At 72.7% G+C, this 13,870-nt stretch carries 7 protein-coding genes; 4 read left to right on the top strand and 3 right to left on the bottom strand.

Going from position 1 to position 13,870, the window contains the following annotated elements:
• Positions 1-605: 605 nt before the first annotated feature.
• The 3 genes from K7472_RS02495 (at position 606) to K7472_RS02505 (ending at position 7,556) form a co-directional block, all read left to right on the top strand.
• Positions 606-4,007, top strand: coding sequence for a condensation domain-containing protein (locus tag K7472_RS02495; protein ID WP_222973431.1), 3,402 nt, complete (start codon positions 606-608; stop codon positions 4,005-4,007).
• Positions 4,008-4,091: 84 nt separating this feature from the next.
• A complete protein-coding gene (gene asnB / locus K7472_RS02500; protein WP_222973432.1) occupies positions 4,092-5,897 on the top strand; it encodes an asparagine synthase (glutamine-hydrolyzing) in 1,806 nt (601 codons plus the stop codon).
• A gap of 54 nt (positions 5,898-5,951) precedes the next feature.
• Positions 5,952-7,556 carry an amino acid adenylation domain-containing protein gene (locus tag K7472_RS02505; protein ID WP_222973433.1) on the top strand — a complete coding sequence of 535 codons (1,605 nt, stop codon included), beginning with the start codon at positions 5,952-5,954 and terminating at the stop codon, positions 7,554-7,556.
• A gap of 45 nt (positions 7,557-7,601) precedes the next feature.
• On the opposite strand, the gene lysA is transcribed toward K7472_RS02505, so the two are convergent.
• Positions 7,602-8,888: a diaminopimelate decarboxylase gene (gene lysA, locus K7472_RS02510; protein WP_222973434.1), complete on the bottom strand. Its 1,287-nt coding sequence runs from the start codon at positions 8,886-8,888 to the stop codon at positions 7,602-7,604.
• Positions 8,889-9,026: 138 nt separating this feature from the next.
• Here lysA and K7472_RS02515 point away from each other — a divergent pair, with 138 nt between their 5' ends.
• Positions 9,027-10,643, top strand: coding sequence for a PucR family transcriptional regulator (locus tag K7472_RS02515; protein ID WP_222973435.1), 1,617 nt, complete (start codon positions 9,027-9,029; stop codon positions 10,641-10,643).
• Here K7472_RS02515 and K7472_RS02520 read toward each other — a convergent pair.
• Positions 10,628-12,223 (bottom strand): serine hydrolase domain-containing protein, encoded by a 1,596-nt coding sequence (locus K7472_RS02520; protein ID WP_222973436.1) that lies wholly within the window; start codon positions 12,221-12,223, stop codon positions 10,628-10,630. The genes K7472_RS02515 and K7472_RS02520 overlap by 16 nt on opposite strands.
• A complete protein-coding gene (locus tag K7472_RS02525; RefSeq protein ID WP_222973437.1) occupies positions 12,223-13,716 on the bottom strand; it encodes an APC family permease in 1,494 nt (497 codons plus the stop codon). The genes K7472_RS02520 and K7472_RS02525 overlap by 1 nt, the downstream gene beginning before the upstream one ends.
• Positions 13,717-13,870: the final 154 nt, after the last annotated feature.

The raw sequence follows: 13,870 nt of genomic DNA on the forward strand, positions 1-13,870 counted from the left end.
TAGGGAGGGCTGGCGCACGGAGAATGGAGAGGCTGTCCGGGCAGGGGTATTTGCCGAATATTGATCGATCATAAGAGGTCCGGTGGTGACCGCGTCAACCCCTGTCGGCGATTTCGCGGATAATTCCGACGAGCTGTCAGTTCCGGCATCGAGGGGGTTGGGCGCCCGGTCGGAACTTCGGACAAAGATTTATGAATCATGCTGAATAGGGTGATCTCGGCCCCCTTGAATGTGGCGCGCGTCACATCTCCGGGTGAATCTGGCATCCCGTCAACCGAGAAGTTATGTTGATCCGCGGACCCTCATTCTGGGTTTCCCGGTGAAATCGATATTCCTCCAGCGTGAACACCCGCGCGGAGCAGGCGCCCGTTCCGGTGGCGAAAGGAAAGAGACATGCATTCCCCTGGTGGCCTGCTGAGAAACTGACCGGCCCGCATTTCGACAGGAGTCGGCCACGCGGCTCGGCCGCGAGATCGGCGATCGCGGGCGCGCTCCCGGCTCCCGGCCCCGGGCCGCCCCTGACACTGCGGCGCCGCCACCCCGGCGTCGCCATGCCCGAGCGCCGCCACGGCAGCGAACCGCCCCGCAGGCCCGCAGGAGAAAACATGACAGTCAATCAGGCCAGTGCCGCCGATGGCGGTTGTCGGACCCCCCTGTCCGTAGGGCAGCAGGCCATGTGGGTCGCCTGGCAGATCGACCCGGACCAGTGGACGCACATCATCCCGCTGGCCTTCGACGTCGAGGGCGAGCTCGACACGGCACGGCTGCACGACGCGCTGGCCGCGGTCACCCGCAGGTACCCGCAACTGCTCGGCCGGGTCGTCGAGAGCGCGGGCGTCGCGGTACTGGACTGGTCGGCGATGCCGCCCGCGCCGGTGCGCGAACGGCAGACGGCCGAACCGGCGGAACAGGCCGCCCGAAGCGCCTGGCAGCACCCCTTCGACCTGCGTGGCGGACCCCTGATCCGCGCGGACGTCATCCACCATCCCGACGGCACGCTGCTCCTGATCGCCATCCACCACCTGGTCTGTGACGGCGCGTCGGTCCTCACCCTGCTGCACGAGCTGACCCGCGCCTGGAGCGGGCAGGAGCTCGGCGAGCCCGACCACGTGGCACTGCTGGAGGCCTCGTCCAGGCACTCGCACGCACTGGCCGAGGGCCCCGAGGGCGCATCCCACCGGGACTACTGGCGCGGCTTCCTCGGCGCCGACCCACCCGCCTTCGAACTCCCCGCGCCCCTGGAACCGCCGCGCTACCAGGTCCTGGGCGGCCCGCTGGATCCCGCGCTGCTGGAGCGCGTCGCCGCCGTCGCCGACCGGCTCCAGGTCAGCCGCTTCACGGTGATGTTCGCCGCCTTCTTCGTGCTGCTGCGCCGCTACAGCGGGCAGGACCGCCTGCTGGCCTCCGTCCCGTTCCACGGCCGGGGCCTGCCCGGCACACAGGGGCTGGTCGGCTACTTCGTCAACGCCCTGCCCGTCGTGCAGACGGTCACCGGGTCCGACAGCTACGCCGAGCTGATCACCCGGCTGCACCAGGACGTGCGCGCCTGTCTGCGCCACGGCGACCTGCCGCTGCCGGCCATCCTGCGGGCCGCCGACCTCACCGGCCCCGCCGCCCACGCGCGCACCCACCAGGTGGTCTTCCAGTGGTGGGACGCCGGGCGCCACGAGCACGTCGACGTACGCGCGTTACGGCTCACCGACCCGCGCGGCAACTCCGCCGTGCTGAGCCTGCGCCCGCTGGAGAGCACCGCGGACTACCGGGCGACCCTGATGCTGCGCGGTGACAAGGGCGGCCTGTCGATCCTCTGGAAGGACCCGGGCGCCACCGTGGGAACGAGCCTGCTCACCGCGATGGCATCCGACTACCTGGCGCTGCTGGAAGACCTCTGCGATTGTCCCGAGCGCCGCATCCATGACGTGGCTGCCGCACTGGAGCAGGCCAAGCAGGCCAACCATGCTGACCAGGGCAGCGGGGGCGATCGGAGCGCCGCCCGGGACGGCGGGCAGAGCGCCGCCGGGTCGACGGGGCCGTACTTCAGCCGGGACGAACTGATCGCCGCCGGGGCGCCGCCGGCCGCGACCCGCACGCTCGCCGCCGTGCCGGTAGGCGTGCCGGTGCTCGTCGTCGACCAGGACGGCAACCCGGCACCCCTCGGTGTGCCCGGACGGCTCTGGCTCGACCTCGCGCCCGCCACCTCCGGCCACGGCGCCGACCAGGACGCGGCGCCCGTCGACGGCCAGTGGCTGCCGCTCGGCACCGCCGCCGACGGCATCGCGCTGCGCACCCCCCTCCTTGCCAGGACCCTGCCCGGTTCGCGGCTGGAACTCCTCGGCCTCGCCACCGGGCCCGCCCCCGCCACCGGGCCGGACCTCGCCGCCCCGGCTGCCGCCGGGCAGCACCCCACGGGCGCGGCCGACCCCGGCAGCCTGGCGGCGCTGGCCGGGATCTGGAAACAGGTCCTGGTCATGGACGCGCCGCTCGCGCAGGACTCCTTCTTCGAACTCGGCGGCCACTCCCTGCTGGTCGGCCGACTGGTCACCGAGGTGGAGGAGCAGCTCGGCGTGCGGATCTCGCTGCGCGACGTGTTCGACCACCCCAGGCTCGGCCAGCTGGCCGAGCTCGTCGACGAGCGCCGAAGCGCCACCGGCCAGGGCCCGGCACCCGACGGCCCGGCACCCCACGCCGCACAGACCGCCGCCTCCGGCTTCCAGGAGCGGATCTGGCTGGCCGAGCGGATGGACCCCGGCCACGCGGTCTACAACATCGTGCTGGCCTGGCGGCTGCGGGGCCGACTGGACCCGGGCATCCTGGAGAAGGCATTGGCGGCCCTGGTGGCCCGTCACGAGATCCTGCGGACCCGGTTCCTGGACGACGACGGCCGACTGGTCCAACAGATCGAAAGCCCCTGGTCCCCCGAGCTCGAACACCACGACCTCACGCGTCTGCCCGAGCAGCAGCGCTCCCCGGCGCTCGAACACTGGCTGCGCAAGGCCGCGCGCACCCCCTTCGACCCCGCCACCGGACGACTGGTCCGCTTCGCCCTGGCCGATTTGGACCAGGACACCCAGGCGCTGCTGGTCTGCGCCCACCACCTGGTGCTGGACGGCGAGTCCGTCCAGGTGCTGGCGGCCGAACTGGCCACGGGCTACGCGGCCGCCGCGCACGGCGGTACGCCGCGCGAGCCGCAACCGGCGCAGTACCGGGACTTCGTCACGGCCTCCCGCGACCCACGCGTGCGCGCCGCCGCCACCGCGGCCGCCGAGTTCTGGGCCGAGCGCCTCGCCGGTGCCCCGCCGCGCCTGCCGCTCGCGCCGCCGACCGTGCCCCAGCCGGACGGCGCGTTCGTCCTGGAACTGCCGGACGACCTGCTCGCCCGCCTGCGCCAGGTCGGGACCGGACGCGCGACCTCGTGGTTCATGATCGCCGCGAGCGCGGTGGCCGCCGCCCTGCACCGCCTGACCGGCCGGCTCGACGTCACGTTCGCGGTGCCGGTGGTCGACGGCGCCGGCGGCAGCCTGCCCGGTCTGCTCGGCCCTCGCCTGGGCACGGCGATCCTGCGCTCACGGCGCGAGGCCGGCCAGACGCTCGGCGACCTGCTGGACGCCATGCGCGAGACGGTCCTGCTCCTCGCCGACCACCCGGGCGCGCCGCTGGAGAAGGTCGTCTCCCGCCTGGCGCCGCCCCGCAGTGCCACCACCACCCCGTTTGCCGACGTCATGCTCAACCTCAACGTCAGGTCCGCCGAGCCGGTGGCGATCGGCGAGGCCCTGATGACACCGTTGCCCAGCGACGAACGCTTCGGCTACGAGGCCAAGTTCGGGCTCACGCTCACCTTCGTCGAGGACCGCGGACGCCTGCGCGCCGGGCTGTCCCACCGCGGGGACCGCTTCGACGCGGCGGACATGCGCAAGCTGGGCCGATGGCTCAGCACCCTGCTGGGCGCCTTCGCCGACCACCTCGCCACCCCGCTGGAGGAGCTGGACCCGGCGGACCCGACGCACTGAGACCACCCGCACCCGGATCCGCCGGCGCAGCCGGCCCCTGCCCCGCCTGCCACCGATCCACCGATCCAAGAGGTGAGGAGCGTCATGTCCGGGATCACCGGCTGGGTCGACCGCCACCGTGACCTGACCCGCGAGAGCGCCGCCGTGGCCGCGATGACCGCCCGACTCGTCCGCGGCACCCACGGCGACCGGCAATGGAGCGCCCCGCACGCCCTGCTGGGCCACCGCGCCGACGCCCCGGAACCGCTGGGGGCACCGCCCGCGGCGGTCCAGGAGCACGGCCGCACGCTCGCCGCGATCACCTTCGACGGCGTCCTCGACAACGCCACGCAGCTGCGCTCCGCACTCGACCCGCCCGGACCGCTCATCACCGACGCGCAGCTGATCCTGCACGGGTACCTGCGCTGGGGCTGCGCGGTGGCCGAGCGACTGGAGGGCCTGTTCGCGTTCGCGATCTGGGATGCCCGGAGCAGTGAACTGGTGCTCGGCCGGGACCGTTTCGGCATCAAACCGCTGAGCTACCTGCCACTGCCGCACGGCGCGCTCTTCGCCTCCGAGGCGGCGGCACTGGGCGCGCACCCGCTGATCGACAACGAACTCGACGCCGAAGGCCTGTGCTCGCTACTCGCCCAGGTGCGCCGCCCGGGCCACTCGGCGCTGCGCCGGGTCCGCGAGGTCCGCCCCGGACACCTGGTCCGGCTGGGCCCGGACGGCGTGCGCGAGCACCGGTACTGGGCCCTGGAGGCGCACCCGCACACCGAGGACCTGGCCTCGACGATCGCCACCACCCGCGCCCTGCTCGAAGAGGTCATCGCCCGCGAGGCGGCGGCCTGCTCGCCCGCCGCCGTCCTGCTCTCCGGCGGCCTGGACTCCAGCACCCTCACCGCCCTGGTGGCCCAGCGCGCCGGGCCCGCGCCGCGGACCTTCACCGTCTCGTTCGGCGACAGCGCCGCCACCGTGCCCGACCGGCCGTTCGCCCAGGCAGTGGTGGACCACCTGGGCTGCGAGCACCACGAGATCCTCGTCGACCCCGCCACCCTGACCCACCCGCCGACCCTGGAAGCCGTACTGGCGGCCAAGGACTTCCCCTCACCCTTCGGGGACAAGAACCTGACGCCCTACCTGTTCTACCGTCAAGTCGCCGCGGAAACCCCGGTGGCGCTCAGCGGCGAGGCCGCCGACGCGGTCTTCGGCGGCCTGATCAGCGACCAGGAGCGGGCCTCCACCGAGCACCGGACCTTCCCCTGGATCGAACGCGCCCGCGCCTTCGGGCTGGACAACGGGATCGGCAACGACCTGTTCGACCAGGACCTGCTGCGCGGGATCGACTTCACCGGCTTCTGCGCCGAGCGGTACCAGGAGGCCCGCCAGGAGGTGCCGCACCTGCCCGGCGCCCCCGCCGACGACCGGCGGGCCCGGGAGATCGACTACCTGCACATGACCCGGCTCTACGAGCAGGCGGTGAACCATTCCGAGCGACTGGCCGCCGCCGCTGGGCTCCAGGTCCGCTTCCCGTTCTCCGACCACCGCCTCTTCCGCTACCTGTACAACGTCCCCTGGCGGATGAAGTCCTTCGACGGCCGGGACAAGAGCCTGCTGCGCACGATCGCCGCCGACCTGCTGCCCGCCTCGGTCCTCGACCGGCCCAAGGTGCCCTTCCCGATCACCTACCACGCCGGTTACAAGCAGTCGCTGGCCGAGCGGCTGCGCGAGGTCCTGACCGACCACGACGCCCCCGTGCGGCCGTTGCTCGACCTGCCCAAGGCCTGGCAGGTCGTCGACGACCCGGGCCGGCTGGACCGCGGTGGCTGGCTGGGCCGCGCCGACACCGAGATGGTGCTGCAACTCGACGGCTGGCTGCGTGCCCGCCGGATCCGCCCGGCCCTGTGACCCCGCCTCCCTCGTCCACCCCCGCCCCGGAATCCCCACGGAAGGCGCCACGCGATGACCGAGCCCGCCCAGGACAGGAGCCTGCTGCTCCACGACCTCTTCGATCGCCAGGCCCTGCGCCACCCCGACAAGGTCGCGGTACGCGACCAGCACGGCGAGCTGACCTACGCCCGGACGGCCCAGCAGGCCGAGCGACTGGCCGCGCTGCTGCGGCAGCGCTGCCCGCAGCCCGGTGCGCGGATCGGACTGCACCTGCGGCGCGGCACACAGCTGGTCGTCGCCATGCTCGCGGTGCTCCGCGGCGGACACACCTACGTCCCGCTGGACCCGGCCTACCCCGCGCGGCGGCTGCTCTTCACCGCCCAGGACGCGGACCTGGCCCTGGTGCTCTCCGACCAGCCGCTGCCCGCCGAACTCACCGCCCTGCCCGTGCTGCGGCTGGACGCGCCCGCCCCGCCGACCGCGCAGGCGCCCGCGCCGGCGCGCCCGGTGGACCCCGGTACGCCGGCCTACGTCATCTACACCTCCGGCTCGACCGGCCGCCCCAAGGGCGTTCCGGTCCCGCACCGCAACGTGGCCGCCCTGATCCGGGCCTGCGAGCCGCGCTGCGAAACGGGCCCCGAAGACGTGTGGACGCTCTTCCACTCCTACGCGTTCGACTTCTCGGTGTGGGAGATCTGGGGCGCCCTGCTGAGCGGGGCGACCCTGGTGGTGGTACCGCCGGAGGTGGCGGCCTCGCCCCAGGCGACCCTGGACCTGCTGGCCCGCGAAGGCGTCACGGTCTTCAACGTGGTCCCGTCGGTCTTCCGCCACCTCGCGCGGACGGCGCCCAGCCGTCGCACCGCGGTCCCGTCCGCACTGCGCTACGTGATCTTCGGCGGCGAGTCGATCGACGTCCGCGACATCCGCGACTGGCGGGCGGCCCTCGGCCGCGGCACCCGGTTCGTCAACACCTACGGCATCACCGAGTCCACCGTCTTCGTCACCTTGCGTCCGCTCACCGACGAGGAACTCGACCGGGAGCCGGACACGACGGGCCAGGCGGCCTTCGCCTCCGACCTGGGGGAGCCGCTGGACGGCTGGCAGCTGCGGGTCGTCGACGAGCACGGCGCGGACATCCAGCCCGGCCGGACCGGGGAGATCCTGGTCTTGGGAGCGGGCATCGCCGCCGGATACCTCGACATGCCCCAGCTGACCGCCGAGCGCTTCCCCCTGCTGCCGGACGCCGACGGCACCATCCGCCGGCACTACCGCAGCGGCGACCTGGCCAGGCTGCTGCCCGACGGCACCTACTGCTACGCGGGGCGGGCCGACGACCAGGTCAAGGTCAACGGCCACCGGATCGAACTGGGCGAGGTCGAGGCGCGCCTGCGGGAGGCCCCCGGCATCCGCGACCTGGCGGTCGTGTGTGCGCTCAGCCGACTCGGCGAGCCGCAACTGACGGCCTTCTACACCCCCGCCGACCCGTCCGCCCCCGACCACGCCCCCACCGCGCAGCCGCCGTCGCCGGACCAGTTGCGCAGCCACGCCCGCCTCGTGCTGCCCGCCCACATGGTGCCGACCCGCTTCGTCCCGCTGCCCGAGCTGCCGATCAACCCCTCGGGCAAGACCGACCGCCGAGCCCTGGCCGACCTGGACACCACCCGCCCCCGCCGCTGACCCGCCCCGCTGCCTCCCGGAGTCGGGCGGCGTTCCGGTGCGCCCCTACGGCAGATCCCGGCGCATCAGGTCGGCGTAGGTCTCGCGGCGCACCACGGCCCGGTGCGCGCCGTCGCGGACGAAGACCACCGGCGGGCGGCGCGCACCGTTGTAGTTGTTGCTCAGCGCATAGGTGTAAGCGCCGGTGACCGGCACGGCGATCAGGTCCCCGACGCGCGGGTCCGCCAGCGGGACGTCGGCGCTGAGCGTGTCGCCGGACTCGCAGTGCCGGCCCACCAGGCGGCACACCTCACCCCCGCCGGTCGGGCGGTCGGCGACGGCCGCCTCGAAGCGCTGCTGGTAGAGGGAGACTTCGAGGTTGTCGCCCATGCCGCCGTCGACAGCGACGAAGGTGTGGCCTGCGCCGCGCTTGACGGAGACGACCCGGTACAGCGAGACGCCGGACTCGGCGACCATCGAGCGGCCCGGCTCGATGAGGATGCGGGCGTCAGCGGGCAGCAGGTGCCGGGCGACATCCGTGATGGCGTCGAGGTACGCCTCCACCGTGGGCGGCCGGTCGGCGTACGTGTAGCGGGAACCGAGGCCGCCGCCCAGGTCGTACACGGCGAACTCGCCGAGTTCGGCGACCGCCTCGACGGCCTGCGCGAAGGGTGCGAGGTCCAGGATCTGCGACCCGACGTGCACGTGGACGCCGTCCAACCGCAGCCGGTCGCTGCCGCGCAGCCGCGCGATCGCCTCCCGGGCCTGCGGCAGGGGCAGACCGAACTTGGAGCCCGTCTGGCCGGTGGACACGGCCTCGTGGGTGTCGGGGCGGATACCGGGGGTGACCCGGACCAGTACCCCCTGCTCCGCCGCGGTACCGGCGAGGATCTTCTCCAGCCGGTCGATGTCGTCGAAGTTGTCGACGACGACCGTCCCGGCGCCGGCCTCCACGGCGAGGCGCAACTCCTCCTCGGTCTTGGCGTTGCCGTGGACGACCAGACCGGCCGGGTCCGCGCCCGCGGCCAGGGCGAGGGTCAGCTCGCCGCCGCCGGCCACGTCGATGCCCAGGCCCTCCTCCGCGAGTAGCCGGATGACGGCGGTGCAGGGAAAGGCCTTGGAGGCGAAGACGACGCGGGAGTTCGGCCGACGGGCGGCCAGACCGTCGGCGTACCGGCGGGCGCGGGCGCGGACCGATCCCTCGTCCAGGATCAGCGCGGGAGTGCCGTATGACTCGGCGAGTTCGACCACCGGTACGCCGCCGATCACCAGTCCGCCGCTCCCGTCCCGGGTGGTCCCGGGCGGGAACAGCCCCAGCAGTTCCCGGCCCGCCTGCGTCTGCGTCGTTGCCATCCACGCTCCCTGTGCCACTGATCCGTCCCGCTCTCCTGCCATGCTCCCGCTACGGTCACCCCGGATCATCGTTGACATCGTCAATGCGTGGCTCCCAGACTTGACGCCCACAACAGTCCTTCGCATCGGGGGTGCGTCATGCGGGAGTCCGGCGCTCGGGGGCACCTGCCCGTTCGTCAGCTCGTGGACAACGTCGGCCCGGCGCTGCTGCGCCTGGTCCAGGAGGGGACCGGCAGCGGCGGGCCGCTCACCGACATCGCCATCCACGCCCCGGGTGCGCCGGCACAGCTCGGACCTGGATGCGTGGTGCTGGGTGTCGGCGTGACCACGGAGGCCGAACTGCGCGAGCTGACCGCGGCCATGCGGCAGGCCGGCGCGGAGGTGCTGGCGGTCAAGGCCCCGGTGCCGCCGTCGGCCGACGACAAACCGTCGATCATCGAGGTCAACCGGGACGCGTCCTGGATGCACGTGGCGACGACCGTCCGCGAGCAACTGCTCGAGTACGCGAGGACGCGCGTGCGCTCGGTCGGCAGCGGCGCGGAGCTGTTCGCCCTGGCGAACGCCGTATACGAGGCCGTCGGCGCCCCGGTCACCATCGAGGACCGCTTCTCCGCGCTGGTCGCCTGGTCGGAGGGGCAGGACCGGACCGACTCCGAGCGGATCGAGACCATCCTGGGGCGGGCCGTGCAGCAACGGACGCTCGCCGAGCAGCGCGACCGTCAGGAGTTCGAGCGGCTCCATGCCAGCACCGACCCGGTGTACATGGAGGCGACCGGGGCGGATCAGCTGGCACGGGTCGCCATCGCGGTCCGGGCCGGTTCGGACGTCCTTGGCTACATCTGGGCCGCCGTCACCGGGCCGCTCGACGCGGCGGCCACAGCCCGGCTGCGCGAATTCGCGCCCCTGGTCGCGCTACAGCTGGTCGGACTGCGCACGGAGACCGGCTACGCCCGCCGCCAGCGCGGCGAGCTGGCCGCCGCGGTACTCGGCGGGACGGCCGACCCGGTGGAGGCGAGCCGCCTACAGCTGGGCTCCGGCCCGGTCTGTGTCCTGGCCGCGGCCCCGCGGCTGGCCGGGAGCACGGGCTCCGACGCGCTGGACGCCGCCATGCTGCGCCGGTTCGCGGACACGCTGGAGTACTTCCTGGCGGCCGTGCACCCCCGTTCAGCCCTGGTGACGGGCACCGGAGCGGTGTACGTCCTGGCCGCCTGGCCTCCGGAACACGCCACGTCCCTGGAATCGGCCGTCACCCTGGCCCGCGACTTCCTCGCGCGGACCCCACTGGCCGGTGACTACGTGGTCGCCGTCGGCGGCCCGGCCGCATCGACGGGCCGGATCGCCGAGGTGCGGGCGCAGGCCGACGCCGCACTGCGGGCGCTGCGGCACCCGGCCGTCCGCGGACCGGCCGTGCGCACCGTGGAGGACATGGCACTGGCGGTGCTGCTGCTGCACCTCGCCGACGCGACCGAGGCGCTCGGCCTGCCGGACGCCGGCGGCGCGCTGCACCGGCTGCGCCAGGAAGAGGGCCAGGACGGTCCGCTGGCGGCGACCCTGGCCGCCTATCTCGACGCCGCCGCAGTCACCGACACTGCGGCGGATGCCCTGCACATCCACCCCAACACCATGCGCTACCGGCTGCGCCGTATCCGCGAGGTCTCCGGGCTGGACTTCGCCGACGCCGACGCCATGCTGCTCGCGCACCTCCAGCTGCGGGTGCGCGAGCTGCGGGCGGGCGCTTCTCAAGGCTCCGGCTGATCCCGGAACGAGCGCGTGTAGCGGCACCCGTCCAGGTCGACCCAGAGCACCGCGCCGTCCGGGGCGGGGCCGGACGTCAGGCGCTCCGGCAGCCGGGGATCGGCTCCGACGCGGAACGTCCCGTCGTCGAGCGGGACGAGTTCCGGTTCGTCGCAGGGCGCTTCCACGCCGGTCGCGGCGATCATGTGCAGTCGTCCCGCCCGCTGCACGATGCTGAAGCCGGGATACCACGGGGTGTAGCTCCGGTAGCGACCTGCGAGTGCGTGCGGGGGAGCGGCCGGCGCGGAGGGGCCGGGGCCCAGTGACTCGGGTCCGCAGAGCCAGCGTCCGTCCAGGCAGTGGTGGTAGGCCGACCATCCCGGGTGATCGCACACCAGCCGCCCGTCCCCCGCGTCGTACAGCCTGCCGGTCACCCCGTCCGAGGTGAGCGAGAGACCGCCGTCCCCCGTGGTCTCCACGCGGATCCGGCGCGGCGTCGTTCCGTGGATCCCGACGTAGCGCTGGGCGTCGGGAATCCGCTCCGGGTCGAACAGCGCCGGATCCGCCGGGGCTCCCTGGACGACGGCGAGCACATGGCGGGCGAAGCGGTCGATGATCTGGCACTCGCCGGGTGCGTTGGTCAGCACGGCGACACCGTGCCCACCGTCGGTGTCGACGGCGAGGTACGAGCGGTATCCGACCATCCCGCCGGCGTGCGTCAGCCAGGTGTGGCCGTCGATCACTTCCACGTCCACGCCGAGCGCGTAGCCGGAACCGACCCCGTCGGCAGGCACCGTGACGATCTGCCGGAAACGCTCCGGCCCGATGATCCTGGTGCCGTCCAGGCTGCCCCGGCCCAGTAGCATGCGGGCGAACAGCCCCAGGTCGGAAGCGGTTGCCAGCACGTTCCCGTCGGCCGCCGAATACTCGAAGAAGCCGGCCGGCACGAGCGGGGCCGACGGCAGCGGCGGGCGGTCGTCGCGCAGGAACCGGTACCCGGTGGCAAGTCTGTTGATGTCCCCGTCGGCGAGGTCTTCGTGAGCGATCCGCGCCGCCGAGTCGCGCATGCCCAGGGGCCACAGCAGCCGTCCGGCCATGGCGTCCGCCAGCGATTCCCCCGTCACCTGCTCGACGATCAACCCCAGCAGGTTGTAGCCCTCGTTGGAGTAGTGGAACAGCTCGCCTGGTTCGGCCCACGTCCTCGCATCGCGCAGCGCGTAGCCGCGTGCGGCGGCGTCGGGCAGCGCGTCGGCCCCGGCCACCAGGCCGGAGGTGTGCCGCAGGAGGTGCCGGACGGTGATCGCGCGGGAGCCGCCGTTCGGGGCGAACCAGGGCAGGTGGTCGGCGACCGCCGCGTCGAGGTCCACCTTCCCCTCGTCCGCCAGTATGCCGATCAGGAAGGCGGTGAAGGTCTTGCTGACGGAACCGATCTCGAACCGCGTGCGACGGGAGACCGGCGCCCCGGACTCCGCGTTCGCGAATCCCGCGGTGACGAAGGCGGACTCGCCGGTCCCGTCGACGACGCTGATCGCGATTCCCGGCACCGGCCACGAGGCCCGCAACCGCTCCGCGAGCCCGGAAACCACTCGTTGCACATCCATCAGACGCCCGCCTTCCGTGAACCGAATCCCGCGAACCGGTCCGGACCCAGCTCGACCTGGGAGGAGTCGATCTCCGCGTCCGGCCGGTCGCCCTTGACGAACCGTCGGCACAGCGGGTAGAGCAGCACGGCCAGCAGGGCCACCGCGAGACTGATGCCGAACGTCGCGGCCTCGTCGACCGCCGTACCCCACGCCAGATACACGATCATCGCTGTGGGCAGCGCGACGACCAGGACCGCGCCGGGCCAGCCGCCGGGGACCCGAAACGGCCGGAGCATCTGCGGATACCTCCACCGCAGGACCAGGAAGGCCACGAATTCCAGCAGGATCGCGGCCAGGGTGAGCAGCACCATGGCCCGCAGGATCGAGCTGAAGTCGACGGCGGAGAGCACCACGACGACGGTGGTGATCGTCAACAGCGCGCCCACCGGCGTGTCGAACCGCCTGCTGTCCCGGGCCATCCAGCGCGGCAGGTACGCGTCCGCGGCGAGTGCCCGCGGGACCCTGGTGCTCGTCAGCAGGATCGCCATGAACAGCCCCACCAGGGAGAGCGCCGATCCCAGGGAGATCAGCACCTTCAGCCAGACTCCGCCCAGGGCGCCGCCGACCACGACGAAGTCACCCTCGACCCAGTCGGCGGGCGAACCCCGGTGCAGCCCGCTGCCGATGGCGGCGATGGTGGGCAACAGGTAGGCGGTGATGATCAGCGGAACCGCGATGAGCAGGGCCCGGGTGTAGGTCCGGTGCGCGTCGGCGACCTCGCCCAGCACGGTGCTCGGGCCGTCGAAGCCGAGGTACAGCCACACGATCACGCTGAGCGCACCGGCCACCGACGAGTGGACGCTCTGTCCCGGCACCATGAAGGGCGAGAGCACGTTGATCCCGTTGCCGACCGCATGCCAGATGCCGAGGACCGTCAACACCGCGAACGGCGCGAGGATGAGCAGCATCATCCCGACCGAGTACTCGCTCACCGCCTTGGAGCCGCGGTAGTTCAGGTACGCCATCGGGACGATGAGGGCGACGGTGACGATCCAGTGCAGGTCCACGACGAAACCGCCGTGGAACAGGTCCACGATCACCAGCCCCTTCCCGCGAGCGAGGTCCGGGACCCAGGTGGCCAGGTAGTCGACCAGCAGGATCGGGTAGAGGGCGAGGTTCAGCACCGACCCGATCGAATTCCAGGCCCCGAACACGAATGCCGCACCTCTGCCGAGCGCGATCTTCGTCCAGTAGTAGTAGCCGCCGTCGACCGGTATCGCGGCGCTCAACTCCGCCGCCACCAGAGCGTTCGGCACACCGAAGACGACCGGCACCAAGACGATCATCAGCAGGGTCATGCCCGGACCGGCGCTGGAGAGTGAGGCTTCGAGTCCGAAGGGTCCTCCGGACACCGTGAAGAAGAAGATTCCGACCAGGGGCAGCACGCCGAGCGTGCGTCGGCCCGCCCCGGGTGCCGACCGCGTGACTTCCGACGGGACCAGTTCGGTCATCCTGAGCTCCACTCTCCGATCGTGCCTGGTCGGCACACCGTATGGGGGCGTCACCGAGGCCGTCCTCGTCGTACGCGCCAAAGCAGCGGCCCGCCGATTGTCGCCGCCACCAACGCCGGGCTGTTCCACCCGGAGCGCGGTGCTTGTGGCTGAG

The organism is Streptantibioticus parmotrematis, from assembly GCF_019890615.1.
GTDB lineage: Bacteria > Actinomycetota > Actinomycetes > Streptomycetales > Streptomycetaceae > Streptantibioticus_D > Streptantibioticus_D parmotrematis.

Excerpts from the sequence above, each read along its gene's own strand:
- K7472_RS02495 (WP_222973431.1), top strand. The coding sequence starts at position 606 with ATGACAGTCAATCAGGCCAGTGCCGCCGATGGCGGTTGTCGGACCCCC.
- asnB (WP_222973432.1), top strand. The coding sequence starts at position 4,092 with ATGTCCGGGATCACCGGCTGGGTCGACCGCCACCGTGACCTGACCCGC.
- K7472_RS02505 (WP_222973433.1), top strand. The coding sequence starts at position 5,952 with ATGACCGAGCCCGCCCAGGACAGGAGCCTGCTGCTCCACGACCTCTTC.
- lysA (WP_222973434.1), bottom strand. The coding sequence starts at position 8,888 with ATGGCAACGACGCAGACGCAGGCGGGCCGGGAACTGCTGGGGCTGTTC.
- K7472_RS02515 (WP_222973435.1), top strand. The coding sequence starts at position 9,027 with ATGCGGGAGTCCGGCGCTCGGGGGCACCTGCCCGTTCGTCAGCTCGTG.
- K7472_RS02520 (WP_222973436.1), bottom strand. The coding sequence starts at position 12,223 with ATGGATGTGCAACGAGTGGTTTCCGGGCTCGCGGAGCGGTTGCGGGCC.
- K7472_RS02525 (WP_222973437.1), bottom strand. The coding sequence starts at position 13,716 with ATGACCGAACTGGTCCCGTCGGAAGTCACGCGGTCGGCACCCGGGGCG.